The organism is Sphingobium rhizovicinum (genome assembly GCF_042647625.1).
In the GTDB taxonomy this organism is placed as follows: Bacteria; Pseudomonadota; Alphaproteobacteria; order Sphingomonadales; family Sphingomonadaceae; genus Sphingobium; species Sphingobium rhizovicinum.
Map to the genome: position 1 here is coordinate 1,149,158 of NZ_JBHRVU010000004.1, position 17,236 is coordinate 1,166,393.

At 63.9% G+C, this 17,236-nt stretch carries 14 protein-coding genes and 1 pseudogene; 6 read left to right on the forward strand and 9 right to left on the reverse strand.

What is annotated here, in order from left to right; genetic code table 11:
• Positions 1-83: 83 nt before the first annotated feature.
• From ACFOKF_RS07010 to ACFOKF_RS07030, 5 genes are all read left to right on the forward strand, one after another.
• Positions 84-2,192 (forward strand): autotransporter assembly complex protein TamA, encoded by a 2,109-nt coding sequence (locus ACFOKF_RS07010; protein WP_380794341.1) that lies wholly within the window; start codon positions 84-86, stop codon positions 2,190-2,192.
• The gene (locus ACFOKF_RS07015) at positions 2,192-6,385 is read left to right on the forward strand and encodes a translocation/assembly module TamB domain-containing protein (RefSeq protein WP_380794344.1); all 4,194 of its coding nucleotides are present in this window, start codon (positions 2,192-2,194) and stop codon (positions 6,383-6,385) included. The genes ACFOKF_RS07010 and ACFOKF_RS07015 overlap by 1 nt, the downstream gene beginning before the upstream one ends.
• 2 nt (positions 6,386-6,387) lie before the next feature.
• Complete coding sequence (locus tag ACFOKF_RS07020) at positions 6,388-7,782, forward strand: L-serine ammonia-lyase (protein ID WP_380794347.1); 1,395 nt, start codon at positions 6,388-6,390, stop codon at positions 7,780-7,782.
• A gap of 174 nt (positions 7,783-7,956) precedes the next feature.
• On the forward strand, positions 7,957-8,610 hold the full coding sequence (locus ACFOKF_RS07025; RefSeq protein WP_380794349.1) for an outer membrane protein: 654 nt from the start codon (positions 7,957-7,959) through the stop codon (positions 8,608-8,610).
• Between the two features lie 116 nt (positions 8,611-8,726).
• A complete protein-coding gene (locus tag ACFOKF_RS07030) occupies positions 8,727-9,146 on the forward strand; it encodes an acyl-CoA thioesterase (protein ID WP_380794351.1) in 420 nt (139 codons plus the stop codon).
• Positions 9,147-9,208: 62 nt separating this feature from the next.
• Here ACFOKF_RS07030 and ACFOKF_RS07035 read toward each other — a convergent pair whose 3' ends face one another.
• The 8 genes and pseudogenes from ACFOKF_RS07035 to ACFOKF_RS07070 form a co-directional block, all read right to left on the reverse strand.
• Positions 9,209-9,583: a hypothetical protein gene (locus ACFOKF_RS07035; protein WP_380794354.1), complete on the reverse strand. Its 375-nt coding sequence runs from the start codon at positions 9,581-9,583 to the stop codon at positions 9,209-9,211.
• 201 nt (positions 9,584-9,784) lie between these two features.
• Positions 9,785-10,459, reverse strand: coding sequence for an orotidine-5'-phosphate decarboxylase (gene pyrF / locus ACFOKF_RS07040; RefSeq protein WP_380794356.1), 675 nt, complete (start codon positions 10,457-10,459; stop codon positions 9,785-9,787).
• Positions 10,456-10,803 carry a lipopolysaccharide assembly protein LapA domain-containing protein gene (locus ACFOKF_RS07045; RefSeq protein ID WP_380794359.1) on the reverse strand — a complete coding sequence of 116 codons (348 nt, stop codon included), beginning with the start codon at positions 10,801-10,803 and terminating at the stop codon, positions 10,456-10,458. Before ACFOKF_RS07045 ends, pyrF begins: the two co-directional genes overlap by 4 nt.
• Before the next feature lie 35 nt (positions 10,804-10,838).
• Positions 10,839-11,729, reverse strand: a complete 891-nt coding sequence (locus ACFOKF_RS07050) for an aldose 1-epimerase (RefSeq protein ID WP_380797692.1) — start codon at positions 11,727-11,729, stop codon at positions 10,839-10,841.
• Positions 11,726-13,137, reverse strand: a pseudogene (locus ACFOKF_RS07055) (sugar porter family MFS transporter). Before ACFOKF_RS07055 ends, ACFOKF_RS07050 begins: the two are co-directional and overlap by 4 nt.
• A gap of 21 nt (positions 13,138-13,158) precedes the next feature.
• Positions 13,159-14,034, reverse strand: a complete 876-nt coding sequence (locus ACFOKF_RS07060; protein WP_380797694.1) for an SMP-30/gluconolactonase/LRE family protein — start codon at positions 14,032-14,034, stop codon at positions 13,159-13,161.
• A 13-nt stretch (positions 14,035-14,047) separates the two neighbouring features.
• Positions 14,048-14,806, reverse strand: a complete 759-nt coding sequence (locus ACFOKF_RS07065) for an SDR family NAD(P)-dependent oxidoreductase (RefSeq protein WP_380794361.1) — start codon at positions 14,804-14,806, stop codon at positions 14,048-14,050.
• Positions 14,803-15,945 (reverse strand): fumarylacetoacetate hydrolase family protein, encoded by a 1,143-nt coding sequence (locus tag ACFOKF_RS07070; protein ID WP_380797695.1) that lies wholly within the window; start codon positions 15,943-15,945, stop codon positions 14,803-14,805. The genes ACFOKF_RS07065 and ACFOKF_RS07070 overlap by 4 nt, the downstream gene beginning before the upstream one ends.
• A gap of 162 nt (positions 15,946-16,107) precedes the next feature.
• Here ACFOKF_RS07070 and ACFOKF_RS07075 point away from each other — a divergent pair, with 162 nt between their 5' ends.
• A complete protein-coding gene (locus ACFOKF_RS07075; RefSeq protein WP_380794364.1) occupies positions 16,108-16,326 on the forward strand; it encodes a hypothetical protein in 219 nt (72 codons plus the stop codon).
• 304 nt (positions 16,327-16,630) lie between these two features.
• Here ACFOKF_RS07075 and ACFOKF_RS07080 read toward each other — a convergent pair whose 3' ends face one another.
• Positions 16,631-17,044 (reverse strand): EF-hand domain-containing protein, encoded by a 414-nt coding sequence (locus tag ACFOKF_RS07080; protein ID WP_380794367.1) that lies wholly within the window; start codon positions 17,042-17,044, stop codon positions 16,631-16,633.
• Positions 17,045-17,236 lie beyond the last annotated feature (192 nt).

The following is a 17,236-nucleotide window of genomic DNA, read 5'->3' on the forward strand; positions in this document are numbered from 1 at the left end:
CTGGCGGGTAATTTGCCGGGCAAATGCACTGCTGGGCGCTTCTGGGCTGGCGCTGGCGCGTGAAGTTGGTCTAGACCGGCTTCATGACCGATGGTTTGCGGATCATACGCCGCGTTTCAGGCTGCCCGCACACCGCCCGGCTTCTCCTTATGCCGTTGCTGTTCGCTGCGCCCTGCGCGGTGCGGGCGCAACAAGCGCCTCCGACCGAAAGTGCGCCTGAAGCCGATCAGCCGTTGCAGGCCATGCCTGACATCGGCGTTGACTGGCCGGACATGGGGCAGGCCGACAGCGTCACGCCCCTGCCGGAAGATCCGATGGATGCGCAGGCGCAGGATGCAACGCAGGCCCAGACCGGCGTGCAGCCAGCCGCCGATGCGCAGGCCATGACCACTCCCGATACATCGGTTGATGCGGTTTCGGCCGAAGATGGTCAGGCCGACGACGCAGCCAGCTTCGCCGATGCCGGGGAGGAGCGCCGCTATACGGTGCAACTGAATGGCATCGACACCATTGCCGATGCCCAGTTCACGCTGCGCTTCGATGAATTGTCGGTCCTGCGGCAGGGGCAGGGCAAGTCCGCCAACCTCGCCCAGATCAACCGGCGGATGAAGGAAGACGGCGAACTGCTCGACCGGCTGTTGCGTGCGAAGGGCTATTATGCCGCGCGTATCCGCAGCGCCGTCGCTGCGCCGCCACCGGGCAGCGACCGGCTGTCCGTCAGCTTCGATATCGTGCCGGGGACGCAATATCTGCTGGAGTCGGTGGACGTCACGGGGCTTGCAGAAACCGGGGAGCGCGAAGCGGATCTGCGCGCGGCCTTTCCGCCCAAGGCCGGCGATCCGATCGACGCGGATGTGATTCTGGCCGGGCGCGATACACTGTCGACGCGCTTGGCCGAAAGCGGCTTTCCCTTCGCCAAGGTGGACGAACCGGAAGTGCGGATCGACCATGAAGAGCGCAATGGCGATCTGGACATCATCGTCACGCCCGGCGGTTTTCGTCGTTTCGGTACGATCCATGTCGATGATGCGACATTGTTTGATGCGCATCATGTGCAGGAAATTGCCCGCTTCGATCCGGGCGATACCTATATGGCGTCCGACGTTGAGGATTTGCGCCGCGCCATCGTCGCCACGGGTCTTGTCTCCTCGGTCAGCCTGACGCCAAAGGATGCGGGCGATGGCGAGCATGTCGATCTGGACGTTGCGATGCGCCCCGCGCCGCTTCGCACCATTGCGGGCGAACTGGGCTATGGCACGGGCGAAGGCTATCGCGCCGAAGTCAGTTGGCAGCATCGCAATCTCTTCCCGCCCGAAGGGGCGGCGACCGTTCGCGGCGTCATCGGCACGCAGGAACAGACCGCATCCTTCACCTATCGCCGCAGCAATTTCAAACGGCGCGACAATGTGCTGACCGGGCTGGTGTCGATCAGCAATATCAAGCGCGACGCCTATGATGCGCGCACGATCAACCTGTCGGCCGCGATCGAGCGGCAGAGCAATATATTGTTCCAGAAGAAATGGGTCTGGCGCTTTGGTGGCGAATTGATCGCGTCGGACGAAGCCGACGCCTTCAGCAACGGGGCGCGGCGCACCTTCCTGATCGGTGCGGTGCCCGTCAGCCTGACCTATGATGGCAGCGACGACCTGCTCAATCCCAGCAAGGGCTTTCGGCTGGGCGCGCGGGTGAGCCCCGAACTGTCCTTCCAGAACACGACCTTCGGCTATGCCCGGGTGCAGGTGGACGGCAGCGTCTATCAGCCCATGACGGAAAAGGTGGTGGTCGCCGCCCGTGCCCGCTTCGGCACCATCCTGGGATCGACGGTCGATCAGATCGCGCCGTCGCGGCGCTTCTATGCCGGTGGCGGCGCGTCGGTGCGCGGTTATGGCTATCAGGCGATCGGGCCGCGCTATGGCGAGGATGACGATCCGGTCGGCGGCAAGAGCCTGGCCGAATTTTCGCTCGAAACCCGCGTGCGCTTCGGCAATTTCGGCGTCGTGCCCTTTGTCGACGCCGGCAATATCTCCACCAGTTTCCTGCCGCGCTTTCGCGACCTGCGCATCGGCGCGGGCATGGGCGTGCGCTATTACAGCAATTTCGGGCCGATCCGCGTCGATGTCGGCACGCCGCTCAATCCCCAGCCGGGCGATCCCAAGGTGGCGGTCTATGTCTCGCTGGGGCAGGCTTTCTGATGGCGGAGGATAGCGCGCCGCCGATCGCGCCACCGCCGCCCGCCCGACGCCATCGCGCATGGGACGGGCGTTGGCAGCGCTGGGTCGCGGGCGTGCTGGCGGCGGCGCTATTGATCATTGTCGGCGCGCTGGCCTGGCTGGACACCGGGCCGGGACATCGCTTCCTCGCCAGCCGCATCGCGACGATCAAGTCCGCCTCTGGCCTGAAGATCGAGGTCGGCGCGATCGAGGGCAGCATCTATCGCAAGGCGGTGCTGCGCAACCTGACCCTGTCCGATCCCAAGGGGCGGTTTCTGGATGCGCCCCGCGTCGAACTGGACTGGTGGCCCTTCGCCTGGCTGTCCAATCGGCTGGACATTGACCGGCTGGTCATTCCGCAGGCAACGCTGCACAAGCTGCCCAGCCTGAACCCCACCCAGCGGCAAGGGCCGATCCTGCCCGGCTTCGATATTCGGCTGATGCAATTTTCGGTCGGGCGGCTCGACATTGCCGAAGCGGTGCATGGCCGGGTGCAGACCGCGACGATGGCGGGCGACGCCGATATTCGCGGCGGCCGTGCGATCATCGACCTGACGGCGCGAACGCTCGACGGCAGCGATGCGCTGACGATCGCGCTCGACAGCCGGCCCGACGCCGATCGGTTTCAACTCGACGTCACCGTCAACGCGCCCAAAGCGGGCGTGCTGGCGGCGATGGCCGGGCTGAAGCAGGATGCCAATCTGCGCATCGGCGGAAAGGGCAGTTGGAGCCGCTGGGACGGCCGTCTCGCCGCCACGCTGGACGGCAATCCCGCCGCTGATTTCGTGCTGGCGGCGCGCAGCGGCGCCTATTCCGCGCGTGGCACGATCGAGGGCGGGGCGATCGCCGGCAATGGGCTTTTCCGTCGCATGGCCGATCCGCGCCTGGCCGTGCGGGCGAGCGGCACCATGGTCGATCGGGTGATCGACGGGCATATGATGCTGCAATCGGCGGCCTTTGGTCTGTCGGCCGATGGCGCGATCGATCTGCGCAATAATGCGCTTGATAATATGCTGCTATCGCTGCGGCTTGCGCGGCCGCAGGCGCTCGTCAAGACCATGCGCGGCAGTGACGTTATGGCAAAGGTGCGGCTGGACGGCCCCTTTGCCGGCCTTGGCTATGAATATCTGCTGACGGCAAAGCAGATCGCCTTTGACAAGACGGTCATCCATGATGTTCGCGCCGAAGGAAAAGGCCGGGCTGCTCAAAAGGGACCAGCGCTGATCCCGCTGCGGCTGCGCGCCCGCCGGCTCGACGGGCAGGGCGATCTGGTCGAGGGCATCGTCCGCAATTTCCAGATTGACGGCGTGCTGCAACTGGACGGGCAGCAGATCGTCAGCAATCCCATGCCTTTCCGGTCGGACAAGCTGCGCGGCAAGCTGACAGTCATCGCAGATCTGAAGAGCGGTCGTTATGACGCCGGGCTTGATGGACAGCTCAATGGCCTGTTCATCAAAGGTTTCGGCATTGTCGATCTGACATCCAAATTGCGCGCTGCGCCCCGCGCCGATGGCAGCTTTGGCCTCAGCGGCAATGCGATGGCGCGGGTGCGGCGGTTGGACAATGATTTCCTGCGCACGCTGGGCGGCGGATTGCCGACGGTAAGAGGCGGACTGGAACTGCTGCACGGCGGCGCACTGGCGCTGACCAACCTGAAGCTGGACGCACCCTTGCTGACCCTCAACGGTCGTGGCCTGCGTCATCCTGATCAGACGCTGCATCTGGAGGCGAGCGGACGGCATCAGCGCTATGGGCCGCTGCAACTGACGCTGGACGGCATGATCGAGCGGCCGACGATCGACGTGACGTTGCAACGGCCGATGGATGCGCTGGGCCTGCGCGACGTGCATGCCCATCTGATCCCCGACACAAATGGCTATAGCTATGTCGCGTCGGGCGGATCGACGCTGGGACCGTTCAACGGTCGCGGCGTCATCCTGTTGCCGCAGGGCGGGCAGGCCGTGGTGCGCGTCGCCAACCTGTCCGTATCCGGCGTCACGGCGAGCGGCGATATTCGTCCGATCGATGGTGGGCTGGACGGGCAACTGGGCGTCACTGGCCCTGTGACCGGCTATATCGGCTTCCGCCCGGTCGATGCGGTCCAGCAGGTGCAGTTGAAGCTGAGCGCCAGCGACGCCAGCTTCGACGGGCCGACCGTGATCGCAGTGCGACGCGGCACGCTCGATGGCACGATCCTGCTCGATCCTGCCGGCACCAGCGTCACCGCCACGGCGCAGGCGCGCGGGCTTCGCGTGGGTGGCGTGCTGCTGGGCCGGTTTGCCGCCAATGCCGAACTGGTCGACGGCAAGGGCAAGATACGCGGCAGCCTGTCGGGTCAGCGCGGCCGCATCTTCGATCTTCAGGGCGAAGCGCAGGTCGAGCCGGATCGCATCCGCCTGTCGGCCGGCGGCACCATCGACAAGCGGCCGATACGCCTCAATCGTGCCGCGCTTTTCTCCCGGACGGAAGATGGCTGGCGCCTGTCGCCCGCCACGATCGGCTATGCCGGCGGATCGCTGCAACTGGCCGGCGAACTGGGGGCGACCTCCACCCATGTCGAGGCGCGGATGCAGAAGCTGCCTCTCTCGCTGCTCGACATCGCCTATGACAATCTGGGGCTGGGCGGCATGGCGACGGGATCGCTCAGCTATGTCCAGCCGCGTGGCGGCGGCCTGCCCACTGGCAAGGCGGAACTGCGCATCCGTGGTCTCTCCCGATCGGGCCTGTCCTTGAGTTCCCGCCCGGTCGATGTCGGCGTGAACGCCGTGCTGACGCCGGATCGGCTGGCGACGCGCATGGTCTTCGTCGGCGATGGCAAGACGGTGGGGCAGGCGCAGGCGCTGCTGACCCCGCTGGGGTCGGACGGCGGCATCGTGGACCGACTGAACCGCGCGCCAGTGTTCGCGCAGCTGCGCTATAATGGCGCAGCGGATACGCTCTGGCGACTGACCGGGGTGGAAATTGTCGACATTAGCGGCCCGGTTGGCGTTTCTGCCGACGTGCGAGGCACATTGGGCGATCCAACCATTACCGGCAATTTCACGACGGATAATGCCGCGATCAATAGCCCGGTGACAGGCATGCGGCTGAAGAACGTCAAGGCGCGTGGCCGCTTCTCCGGCGCACAACTGGTCATTTCCAGCTTCTCCGCCAGCGCTCAAAATGGCGGTTCGGTGAACGGAACCGGCCGCTTCACCTTCAACGGCATTGCCGGCGTGGGCATGGACCTGGCGTTGCAGGCTGACAATGCCGCCCTGCTGGAGCGCGACGATATCGCCGCGACCGTCACCGGGCCGATTACGCTGAAATCCGACGGGATAGGCGGCACGATCGGCGGCGACCTGATCCTCAACCGCAGCCGCTTCACCATGGGCCGCGCGGCGGCCGTGGCGGAAATCCCGGAGCTGCGCGTGACGGAGATCAACCGCCGTGGCGATGAAATCGAACGCCCGCGCAGCAATGTCCCCTGGACTTTGGCGGTCAAGGCGCGCGCGCGCAACCGCTTGACCGTCACCGGCCTTGGCCTCGACAGCGAATGGCGCGCCGACCTCGACATTGGCGGGGTTGTCACCAATCCGGCCATCGCCGGCCGGGCCGAACTGGTGCGGGGCGGCTATGAATTTGCCGGCCGCCGTTTCGAACTGCGCGAAGGCCATATCCAGTTCGATGGCAAGGTGCCGGTCAATCCAACGCTGGACATCAGTGCGGAGGCCGACGTCAGCGATCTGTCCGCCACCATCCATGTCGGCGGCACGGGCCTGAAACCCGACATCACTTTCACCAGCACGCCCGCCATGCCGCAGGACGAATTGCTGTCCCGCATCCTGTTCGGCACATCGATCACCAATCTGTCCGCACCCGAAGCGCTGCAACTCGCCTCCGCCGTCGGGTCGCTTCAGGGCAATGGCGGGCTGGACCCGATCAACGCCGTGCGCAAGGCGGCGGGCCTTGACCGGCTGCGCATCATCGCCGCCGACCCGACGCAGGGGCAGGGTACATCAATCGCGGCGGGCAAATATCTGACCCGCAAAACCTATGTCGAACTGATCACCGACGGGCAGGGGTACAGCGCCACCCGGATGGAATATCAGGTCACGCGCTGGCTTTCGCTGCTTGGGGCCATCTCCACCCTCGGGCGCCAGAGCGCCAACGTCCGCGTTTCCAAGGATTATTGACCGTGACCAAGAGCCGTATCGACGCTGGCACCGCGATCAGCGTGATGGATCTGTTCACCATCGGCATTGGTCCGTCCAGTTCGCACACGGTCGGCCCGATGCGCGCCGCGCTGATGTTCATGGACACGCTACCAGCCATCCCGTCGCGGGTGCAGTGCGAATTGTTCGGATCGCTGGCGCTGACCGGCAAGGGGCACGCCACCGATGTCGCCATCCTGCTCGGTTTGTCGGGCCATCGCCCCGAAAGCGTCGATCCCGATGCCATTTCGACCATCCTCGCCGCGATCCGCTGCGAAGGGCGCATCCAGGCGGGCAGCGCCGTTGACCATTGGGTGCCCTTCAAAGAAGACAGCGACCTTCTCTTCCGCATGGGCGAGTTCCTCGAAGCGCACAGCAATGGCATGCGCTTTTCGGCGTGGTTCGACGGGCGCGCCGAACCGCTGGTGCGCGACTATTATTCGATCGGCGGCGGCGCGGTGCTGCCCGGCGTTGTCCCGGTCAGCGACGACGCGCCGCTCGGTCATAATGTCGTTCAGCCCTATCCCTTTTCCTCCGGCGCAGAGATGTTGACGCAGGGCGAGGCGAGCGGCCTGTCGATCGCGACGCTGGTGTTGCGTAACGAAGGCGCCTGGCGCGTGCAGGCGGAGACGGACGCTTTCCTCGACAGCGTGATCGACGCCATGTCCGCTTCCATCGACCGGGGGTTGATGCAGGAAGGGTTGCTGCCCGGCGGCCTTAAGGTGCGCCGTCGCGCCCGCGCCATTCATCAGCGGCTGCGGTTGCAGCGGGATGCGCTGGGGCCGGCGCAGATTTTCGAATGGGTCAGCCTGTTCGCGCTGGCCGTGAATGAGGAAAATGCGGCTGGCGGCCGGGTCGTCACCGCCCCAACCAATGGCGCAGCGGGCGTGATCCCGGCGGTGCTCCATTATTACCGCCGTTTCGTGCCCGGAGCCGATCGTGATGGGGAGCGTCGGTTCCTGCTCACCGCCGCCGCGATCGGCTTCCTCTATAAAAAGCGCGCCTCCATCTCCGCCGCCGAAATGGGCTGTCAGGGCGAAGTGGGCGTTGCCTGTTCCATGGCGGCGGCCGGGCTGGCCGCTGTCCTAGGCGGCACCAACAGCCAGGTCGAAAATGCCGCGGAGATCGGCATGGAGCATAATCTGGGCCTCACCTGCGATCCGATCGGCGGCCTTGTCCAGATACCCTGCATCGAACGCAATACGATGGGTGCGGTGAAGGCCATCAACGCCGCCTATCTCGCCTTGCAGGGGGATGGGCGGCATATCGTCAGCCTGGACGCGGTGATCGAAACCATGCGCCAGACGGGCGAGGATATGGCCAGCCGCTACAAGGAAACATCGCTCGGCGGCTTGGCCGTCAATGTGGTGGAATGCTGATCGGGCGCACGCAACTCATCGCCTGATGCGCACATATGCGCGGCGAACCGAAGCGGTTTCGTGTCATTAATGCCACATAATCAGATGTTTATCTCCTGTTCATGAAACCAGCGCGGCCGTTCTGGCTTCTGCCTCTCACCCCTGTCGGGGCGATAAGGACAATGGAGATACCCTATGCGTAAGTTGATGGTCGCAACTCTTCTGGCTGGCGCAACCGTCGCCGCTCCCGCGCTCGCGCAGGAGGCCGGCCCGACCTTCACCGGCCCCCGTGTCGAGGGCATATTGGGCTATGACCACACCGGCGCAGGCAGCAGCGTCGATAATGATAATGGCAGCGACGACCAGAAGATCGACGGTCTTCTCTATGGTGTTGGCGCGGGCTATGACGTCAATCTGGGCAGCGCAGTCGTCGGCGTCGAAGGCGAATGGACCAACTCCACCTCGAAGAGCAACCGCCGCGACCTGACTGACAATTTCGGTTTCGGCCGGGTCAAGCAGGGCCGTGACCTCTATGTCGGCGCGCGTGCGGGCATCCTCGCCGATCCTGCGACGCTGGTCTATGTGAAGGGCGGTTACACCAATACCAAGCTCAACGTGCTGGCCGGTGATAGCGATGAAAGCACCGACACCGCGTTCAAGCTGGACGGATGGCGCATCGGCGCGGGCGTGGAGCGCGCGATCAACGCCAACACCTTCGCCAAGGTCGAATATCGCTATTCCAAATATGAGGACGCGCACATCAACTTCGCCGATGGATCGACCAGCAGCGAATTTGGCGTCGACACCGATCGTCATCAGATCGTCGGCAGCGTTGGCTGGCGCTTCTGAAAGACGGCGGCCAATACCGCATTAGGGAAGGGGCCGGTCCTGCGATCGGCCCCTTTTTGCGTCGGTATGCCGATGGCCCCTATCTGACCGCGTGCCGAGATGTTATTTACACGCATGTGAGTAACGCGATTCCCCATCTGTACCCCGTTGGCATCGAGCCGGACGACATCGACTTCATGGGGCACGTCAACAATGCCAGCTATCTGAAATGGGTGCAGAATGCGGTGCTGGACCATTGGCGCGCACTGGCCCCGGCCGAAGCGGTCGCCCAGCATCTATGGGTCGCGCTCAAGCATGAGATCACCTATCGCAAGCCGACTTTCCTCGATGACGAGGTGATCGCCACCGTCCTGCTGGAAAAGGTGCAGGGCGCGCGCGCTTTCTACGAAACCGTGATCCGCCGTGGGGAGGAAGTGCTGGCGGAGGTCAAGTCCAGTTGGTGCTGCATCGACGCCGGCACGCTGCGCCCCGCACGGCTGGCGCGCGACGTGATCGATCATTTTTTCGCTGCGGATGAAGGCGGCGACCGCACTTGAACGGCGTGTCTGGTGTCGGATTTGTGTGGCTTTGGGACGATCCGCTCATGCGGCGATCGATTTCAGATATGGTTCCCAGCCGGTATATATACAGCGCTGGAAGGCGGAACGATGCTCAAATCCCAGCCGAAAATGAGCGCCGTTGATTTTGCTGAGGCACGAATATCTTCCCAGGCGGGGTCGGCGAGCACAGCTTCATCTGTCCAGAAATAAGCATATTCCTCGACACTCATCGAAGTTAACAACTGGTCCAGAGCTTCGATGGCAGCGCGTTGCTCAACGGTAATTTTGTCTTCGTGCCCGGCCAACCCGTCAAGGGCGCTCTCAAAATCAAGAGCAAGTTCGTCAGCCTTGCATACAAAATTGGGGAATAAGGAGAGTTGTATTGCCGCAGGCTGTGCAAGGGCAATCACGGCCCGTTGAAGATGATTGTGCATCGACGCTCTCCGTTCGGCAGTAAAGAAGCTAAGCTATCTCTCAAACGGCCGCAAATTCTCGCTTCAAGACACATTCCCGTCCGTCATGCCGGGCTTGCCCCGGCATCCCGCTTTTCTCTGCAAACGCCAAAAAAGAAGCGGGCCCCCGGATCGGATAAGGGCTGACGGAAGCTGGTCGCAGGTCGACTCACCGCTTCTCCTTTATAGCGTCGCTTCAATCTCCCGCGCGGCCATGTCCGGGTTTTCCGCTTGGGTGATCGGGCGACCGATGACCAGCATGGATGCGCCCCGATCGAGCGCCTGACGGGGCGTCACCGCGCGCTTCTGATCGCCCAGCGCACCACCGGCAGGGCGCACGCCCGGCACCACGAAATAGCCGTCATTCCACGCCGCCTTGGCGATCGCGACTTCCTCGCCCGAGCAGACGATGCCGTCCAGCCCCGCGCTCTGCGCCAGATCGGCGAGCCGGCGAACCTGATCCTCGGCTTTCCCACCGACACCGATGTCAGCCAGATCGCTATTGTCCAGGCTGGTCAGCACGGTCACGGCCACCACCTTCGTATTGATGCCGGCCGCTGCCTTCGCGTCTTCCAGCATGGCGCGGCCGCCGGCGGCATGCACGGTCAGCACGGCGGGCTCCAACACATGCAGCGCCTGCACCGCCTTCGCCACAGTGTTGGGAATGTCGTGCAGCTTCAGGTCGAGGAAGATCGGCAGGCCGAACTTCATCATTTCGTGCACGCCATGATGGCCATTGGCGCAGAAAAATTCGAGGCCCAGCTTCAATCCGCCGACATGATGCTTCACCTGCCCGGCAAGGGATTGCGCCTTGGCAAGGTCGGGCGTGTCGATGGCGACGTAGATGGGGCTGGTCATGCTGGTCCTGTAAGCGTGGGAGTGGGGGCGGCGCTATCCGGGATTGCCGCGGGAGACAATGGGTCCGGCGATGCCGCCGGGACGGGGGCAGGGGCGGTGGTTGCGGCGACCAGCGCGCGTTCCGCGCTGTCGAGCCGGCGCTTCAGCCGCCAGCGAGTCGCCCGCGCCATTACCCAGAAGGGCAGCGCGCCGAGCAGGAAGGCGAGCAGCATCGGGAACCAGATCTTGGTTTCCCAGACGATGTCGCCCCAGACTTTGATCTCCACGGGCCGATTATTCGCCTTGAAGAACAAGGCGGCGGCAACCGCGATGACAACCCACCAGGCTGTCCGCAAAAATTGCATAGGCTTGAACCCCCTTGCTGCTGCTTTGGGGTAGCTTAGGCGATCGAGACGGATTTCGAAAGCGTCTGATCGATCCTGTCGATGGCGATGGTCATGGAAAGCTGCGCGCTGTCGCCCGGCGCGACCATCGCCATGCCGCTGCGGTTGATAGCGTCGGGCATATGGCTGACCGGCTCCAGACAGAAATCCTGGCTATTGGGCGGGCGATAGACATGCAGCCAGTCCGCGCCTTGCGCGGTGAGGGTCAGGCGCAGGCCGTCGCCCCGCTCGACAATGGCAGGGCCGCTCCAGCCGGCATAGGCATTGTCGATCAGCGTGTCGCCGCGCACGATGCCGGGGCGCGACCAGTCGCCCAGCATATCGGCCGGCGCCTCGCGTTCGGGCAGCATGTCGGGGGTAGAGAGCCACAGGCTGCGCGCATCGAAGCGCAGCGTCGTGGCTTCATCCGCCAGAAAATAGGGGTGGAAGCCCAGGCTGGCGGGCATCGGGGCGTCGCCAAAATTTGTGAGAGACAAGGACATGGACAGTTGCGACGGCGTCAGCGCAATGTGCTGTTCTGCGCGATAGGGCCATGGCCAGCCGGCATCGCCGGCGTGGGTCTGGACAAGGCGCGCTGCGTCCGGACCTGTCTCATTCGCTGTCCACGGCGTCTGCCAGCCAAAGCCGTGAATGCTGTGGGGATGATCGCCGAAATTGAGCGGGAGTTGATATTCGTCGCCATCGACCGTGAAGCGACCGTCCGCAATGCGATTGGCATAGGGGATGAGCGGGAAGCTGGCCATGGCGAGCGGATCGCCAGCCCCCTCGGGCGCGCGGCGCATCAGATCGACGCCGTCCAGCGCCAGATAGAGCAGCGACCCGCCGACAGCAGGCGAAAGGGCCGCTTCCAGCCCTCCCGCCCGCAGGATGATGCGATCCTTGCTCAGCCGACCATATCCTCAAGTTCGCGACCCTTGGTTTCATGCACCATGGCGCGGACGAAGAAGAAGCTGATCGCCGCGAACAACGCATAGCCGGTATAGGTGACGACCAGTCCCGGCGACACGGCGAGCGAGGGGAAGCTGACCGAAATGGCGGCGTTGGCGATCCACTGGGCAAAGCCCGCGACCGCGAGGCCCGATCCGCGAATCTGGTTCGGGAACATTTCGCCCAGCATCACCCACATGATCGGACCCCAGCTGAGGTTGAAGAAGATCACATAGAGGTTCGCCGCGATCAGGGCCATCAGGCCGTTATGGCCCGGCAGCACCACGCCGCCATCCGCGCCGGTGACAGCGGTGGAGAAGGCATAGGCGACAACCGCCAGCGTCACCGCCATGCCGGCCGATCCGATCAGCAGCAGCGGCTTGCGACCGATCTTGTCCACCAGCATGATGGTGCCAAGGCACGCGCCGATCGACAGCACGCCCGACAGGATGTTGATCTGAAGCGCATTATCTTCCGAAAAGCCGACGGCTTCCCAAAGGGTCGCGCCATAGTAGAAGACGACATTGATGCCGACCAGTTGCTGGAAAACGGCAAGGCCAATGCCGGTCCATACGATCGGGCGGACCTTGCCCGTGGTCTTGCTGATCAGGTCCGACAGCTTCGGACGGTGATGATCGGCGGCCAGGCTGGCGCGGATTTCCGTCACCTTGCGCGCGGCTTCCTGCGCACCGAACAGGCGGGTGAGAACGGCAAGCGCGCGTTCTTCCTGCCCACGGGCGACGAGATAGCGGGGGCTTTCGGGAATGACGAGCAGGGCGAGGAAGTAGATGGCGGCAGGAATGGCCTGCAACCAGAACATCCAGCGCCAGGCCGGGAAGTCCAGCCACAGCGGCGCGGTCGATCCACCGGCATAGCGGGCCAGCACGAAATTGGCGACGAACGCGCCGGTCAGGCCGGAAATGATCATCACCTGCTGCACCGACGACAGGCGTCCGCGTACATTGGCGGGGGTGACTTCGGAGATATAGACCGGCGAAATGACGCTGGCCGCGCCCACGCCCAGACCGCCGATGATGCGGGCGAAGATGAAGACGACGGAGGAACTGGCGGCCCCGCCAGCAGCGCGCTGACGAGGAACAGGATGGCGGCGGCCATCATCACCCCGCGCCGGCCGATCAGGTCGGCCATGCGGCCCGCGCCGAACGCGCCGATCGAAGAGCCGACCAGAATCGCGCCGACATTGATGCCGATGCCCAGCTTGCCCAGATCAAAGGCGCTTTCCAGCCCCTTTTGCGTGCCGTTGATGACGCCCGAATCATAGCCGAACATGAAGCCGCCGATCGTCGCCACCGCCACGATCGCCGCGATGAAGGCCATATTGACCCTCTCGGCGCTCCCCTCACTCATTTCTCGTTCCTTCCAGCTCTCTTATATCGTTGCGACATGGCCCGGCAGCCCGGCGACGCCGGGATCGAAGGCGAACAGATCGCCTGCCAAGGGCTGTTCTGTCAACGCTGTCATGTCCAGTCCCTTGCGCGCCGTCGTTGCATAGGCGGTGCGCAGGTCGTCGCCACCGAAGGCAATTTTCGTGATGTTGGCGACGGGGAAGCGGATTTCGCGCATCAGCTTGCCGGCCGGATCATAGCGCCGCACCGCCCATCCGCCGAACAGGCCGGTCCACAGACAGCCTTCGGCATCCACGGTCGGCCCGTCGGGATAGCCCGCGCCATCCTCTATCTTGGCAAAGAGGGTAGTGTTGCCAACCGATCCGTCGTCCAGCACATCGGTTCGCCAGATGCGTTTGCCCAGCGTGTCGGTGTGATAGAGGATGTTGCCGTCGGGCGAGAAGGCGGGGCCGTTGGTGATCGATACTGCCGGCAGGCCGGTTTCGATGCAGCGATCGCCCTGAAAGCGGTAAAAATAGCCGCTGTCCGCTTCTTCCGCGTCATCCATCGACCCGAACCAGAGCGCACCGTCCGGCGCCACGCAGGCGTCATTCTGGCGATTGCCGGGCAGATGCGCTTCGGGGATATGGATCAGCGCGAAACTGCCCTGTGCCGGGTCGAAGCGATGCACGCCCGATTGCAGGCCGACCGCGAACAGGCCATCGGCGGTGGGTAATATCCAGCCGACCTGCCCCGGCGCATCCCAGCTGCGCCCGACGCCCAGCACCGGATCATAGCGATGCACGCGATGCGCCTTGATGTCTACGAACCAGAGGGCGGCGTCGCGCGCCACCCAAACCGGCCCTTCGCCCAAGGTCGCGCCGACGGACAGGACGCTGTGCGGATCGGCGATGGCCATGTCCGCAGGCATCTCAGCGCCAGCCAGCGTCGATGAAATAGTCATGCGCGGTGCAGTAGCGCGCATCGTCCGACGCCAGGAACATCGCCAGCGCGGCGACGTCGACAGGCAGGATGCGGCCATCCAGGCACTGGGCCGCGACGATTTCCGCTTCGCCTTCGGGTGTGTACCATTTTTCCTGCCGCAGCGTCTTCACATTGCCGGGGATGATGGTGTTGACGCGGATATTGTCGCGACCAAGATCGCGCGCCAGACTGCGGGTCAGACCTTCGATCGCAGCCTTCGATGTCTGGTACAGCACCAGATCGGGCAAGGCGAGGTGCCAGCTGATCGATCCGAAATTCAGGATCACGCCGCCACCCGCGCGCTTCATCGCCGGGACCACCGCCTGCGCTGCGAAGAACAAATGGCGCAGGTTTACCGCCATCCGTTCTTCCCAATAGGCCGGCGTCACCTCTTCGATTGTATGGCGATCGTCATTGGCGGCATTATTGATCAAAATATCGATGCCGCCCAGTTGCTGCTCGACCGTCGCCAGCATTGCCTGCACGGCGTCAATGTCGCGCAGATCAACGGCGTGGAAGACCGGCGCAAAGTCCGCGCCGGACAGCCGCGCGACCAGTGCTTCGCTCGCCTCGACGGCGATGTCGCAGAAGGCGACTTGCGCGCCCTGACCGACGAACGCCTCGACCAGTCCTTCGCCGATGCCGCTGCCGCCGCCACTGATAAAGACCCGCTTGCCCTTCAGGCTTGGGTAGATGGCGTGGCTCATGCGGTTTCCTTTTCCGCTACGGTCAGCAGGCCGCGCGTCGCGAGGTTGGTCATCAGGGCGGTCAGGCCGAAGGTCCAGGGCGCGGCGTCCTTCGACGTGACGACCTTGTTCACCAGCTTGCCCAGACGCGGGGTGGAGATGGCGACGATGTCGCCCACCTTGTGGGTGAAGCCCCGGCCCGGATCGTCACGATCCTGCACAGGGGCGAACAAGGTGCCCAGGAACAGGGTGAAGCCGTCGGGATATTGATGTTCCGAAAGGGTCTGGCGCACCAGTTCCAGCGGATCGCGGCTGATCTGGTTCATGCTGCTGACGCCTACCAGACGATAGCCTTCCGGTCCGTCGATGGTCAGGCCGACTTCCGCGTTGCGGACATCGTCGATGGAGAAATCGCCGTCGAACAGGCGGATGAGCGGGCCAAGCGAGCAGGAGGCGTTATTGTCCTTCGCCTTGCCCAGCAACAGGGCGGAGCGTCCCTCAAAGTCTCGCAGGTTGACGTCATTGCCCAGCGTCGCGCCGATCGCGGCGCCGGCGGCGTTCACCACCAGCACGACTTCCGGCTCGGGGTTGTTCCAGGTGGAATCGGACCGGATGCCGATTTCCGCGCCCAGACCGACGGTGGAGAGGACCGGCGACTTGGTGAAGACTTCGGCATCGGGGCCGATCGCGACTTCCAGATATTGCGACCACAGGCCGTCTTCGATCAGGGCGGCCTTGAGCGCAGCGGCTTCCGGCGTGCCCGGCACCACGGCGCGGATCGATCCGCCCACGCGTTCCTCCAGACGGCCGCGAATATCGGCGGCGGCGCTGGCGTCGCCGCGCGCGCGTTCTTCGATCACGCGTTCCAGCGCGGACAGGGCGAAGGTCACGCCGCAGGCCTTGATGCATTGCAGGTCGACCGGGCTGAGCAGAGGGAGGTCCAGCGTTTCGAGCGGACCAAGCGCTTCCCCGGCGGAGGCGGCGAGCGGCAATTGTTCGACCAGTTGCGCCACGGTCGGCGCGACCCGGCTCATATCATAGGCGACGCCTTCGACAACCAATATGGGGCTGGGGCCGGCGGCGGTCTGGACGCGGCCAAGAAATGCGCCACTGCGCCAGTCGGCAGGCAGGCAATCGAGCAGGGAGATTTCGCCCGGCATCATTAACTCCTAAAAGACAGTTGTTAAATTGATAGCGCTACCAACATCGAACCGGGGCAGAGTCAAGGGGTGTTGCGCAAATGGCGCGTAAGCGGAAAGTCGTAGGGGTGGGGCGACTTGTCCCTTTTCCGCTACCCGGCTTTGGGGCATAGCGGGCCAATCATGAGCAAGCCTGAAGACAGTGCGCCGTCCATCGGCGCAGACGCCACCGCTTCCCTCACCCCCGACGCCGGTGCGAACGCCGATTCCTCCGTCGGCAAGGCCGATCTGGCCAGCGCGGCGCGCAAATCGGCCGGCAAGGGAATATGGATGGGAACCGCGGTAGGGATTGGATCGGCCGCCATTGTCGCGGCGCTGCTCTACGCCCGCAAGAAGGGCTGATCCTTCCTTCATATTAGAGCATTTTGAAGTCATCTGGAACAGATGACGGCTCGCAAAATGCGGAAAACAAAAGACTCTATAGAGTGTAGTGCGGTTCAATCTAATTGCATCACGATCTGGCGCTTCGATCGTTGACCGGGCGGGCCTGAAAGAACGGTCCGGTGGCGGTTCGCGCAGAATGCCTGGTAACGGCAAGCAAAAAAGGGCGGCATGGCCTTCGCTCCATGCCGCCCCTCCGGCGCGACCCGGCAGGCTCTATTGTCCGCCCCCGTTTAAATGTTGGGGGTCGGTGATGAGCGGCCTGTTATCCTGCGCCGCCACTCAGATAGCTGATCAGTTCGGGCTTGCTGATATTGGCGCTTTTATCCTTGTCGGCCGTGGAAAAAGCGCCATTGGCCCAGGCCATGACCTGATCCTGCGGCAATTGCGATCCGGTCGCCTTCATTTCCTGCGTCTTGAGCGCGACCATCCAGCGGGAAAATTCGGACTGGTCCAGTTGCCCGTCGCTATTGGCGTCATAGGCGGGGAATTCACTATCGACGATCGAAGCCACCGTGGTTGCGGGATTGGCCGGTGCGGCCGGCTGCGCGGAACCAGCCGGGGCGGCCGGTTGGGCGGGCGCGGCGGGCATGGCCCCCGGATCGGGCGTCGGCGTCTGCTGCGCCAGAGCCGGCGCAGCGACCAGCAGAGCAGCCGTGAACAAGAATGAGCGGACCATCGAAAACTCCTGAAAGCGGCTTTTTGGCATGTCCGCATGTCGGGGCGGCTGCCGTAAATTCATGGTGAAACAAATGTTGACGTCGCTTATTGTTCCTTAACATCTGTTCATCTTGTGTCATTCGTCTGTAAATATCGCTCGCTTCATCCTTTTTTATTTTTCTTGACTGTTTCAGGCAGGGGATGGCCCTCG

Coding starts and splice junctions, on each gene's coding strand:
- ACFOKF_RS07010 (WP_380794341.1), top strand. CDS start 84: ATGACCGATGGTTTGCGGATCATACGCCGCGTTTCAGGCTGCCCGCAC.
- ACFOKF_RS07015 (WP_380794344.1), top strand. CDS start 2,192: ATGGCGGAGGATAGCGCGCCGCCGATCGCGCCACCGCCGCCCGCCCGA.
- ACFOKF_RS07025 (WP_380794349.1), top strand. CDS start 7,957: ATGCGTAAGTTGATGGTCGCAACTCTTCTGGCTGGCGCAACCGTCGCC.
- ACFOKF_RS07035 (WP_380794354.1), bottom strand. CDS start 9,583: ATGCACAATCATCTTCAACGGGCCGTGATTGCCCTTGCACAGCCTGCG.
- pyrF (WP_380794356.1), bottom strand. CDS start 10,459: ATGACCAGCCCCATCTACGTCGCCATCGACACGCCCGACCTTGCCAAG.
- ACFOKF_RS07045 (WP_380794359.1), bottom strand. CDS start 10,803: ATGCAATTTTTGCGGACAGCCTGGTGGGTTGTCATCGCGGTTGCCGCC.
- ACFOKF_RS07060 (WP_380797694.1), bottom strand. CDS start 14,034: ATGGCCATCGCCGATCCGCACAGCGTCCTGTCCGTCGGCGCGACCTTG.
- ACFOKF_RS07065 (WP_380794361.1), bottom strand. CDS start 14,806: ATGAGCCACGCCATCTACCCAAGCCTGAAGGGCAAGCGGGTCTTTATC.
- ACFOKF_RS07070 (WP_380797695.1), bottom strand. CDS start 15,945: ATGCCGGGCGAAATCTCCCTGCTCGATTGCCTGCCTGCCGACTGGCGC.
- ACFOKF_RS07075 (WP_380794364.1), top strand. CDS start 16,108: ATGAGCAAGCCTGAAGACAGTGCGCCGTCCATCGGCGCAGACGCCACC.
- ACFOKF_RS07080 (WP_380794367.1), bottom strand. CDS start 17,044: ATGGTCCGCTCATTCTTGTTCACGGCTGCTCTGCTGGTCGCTGCGCCG.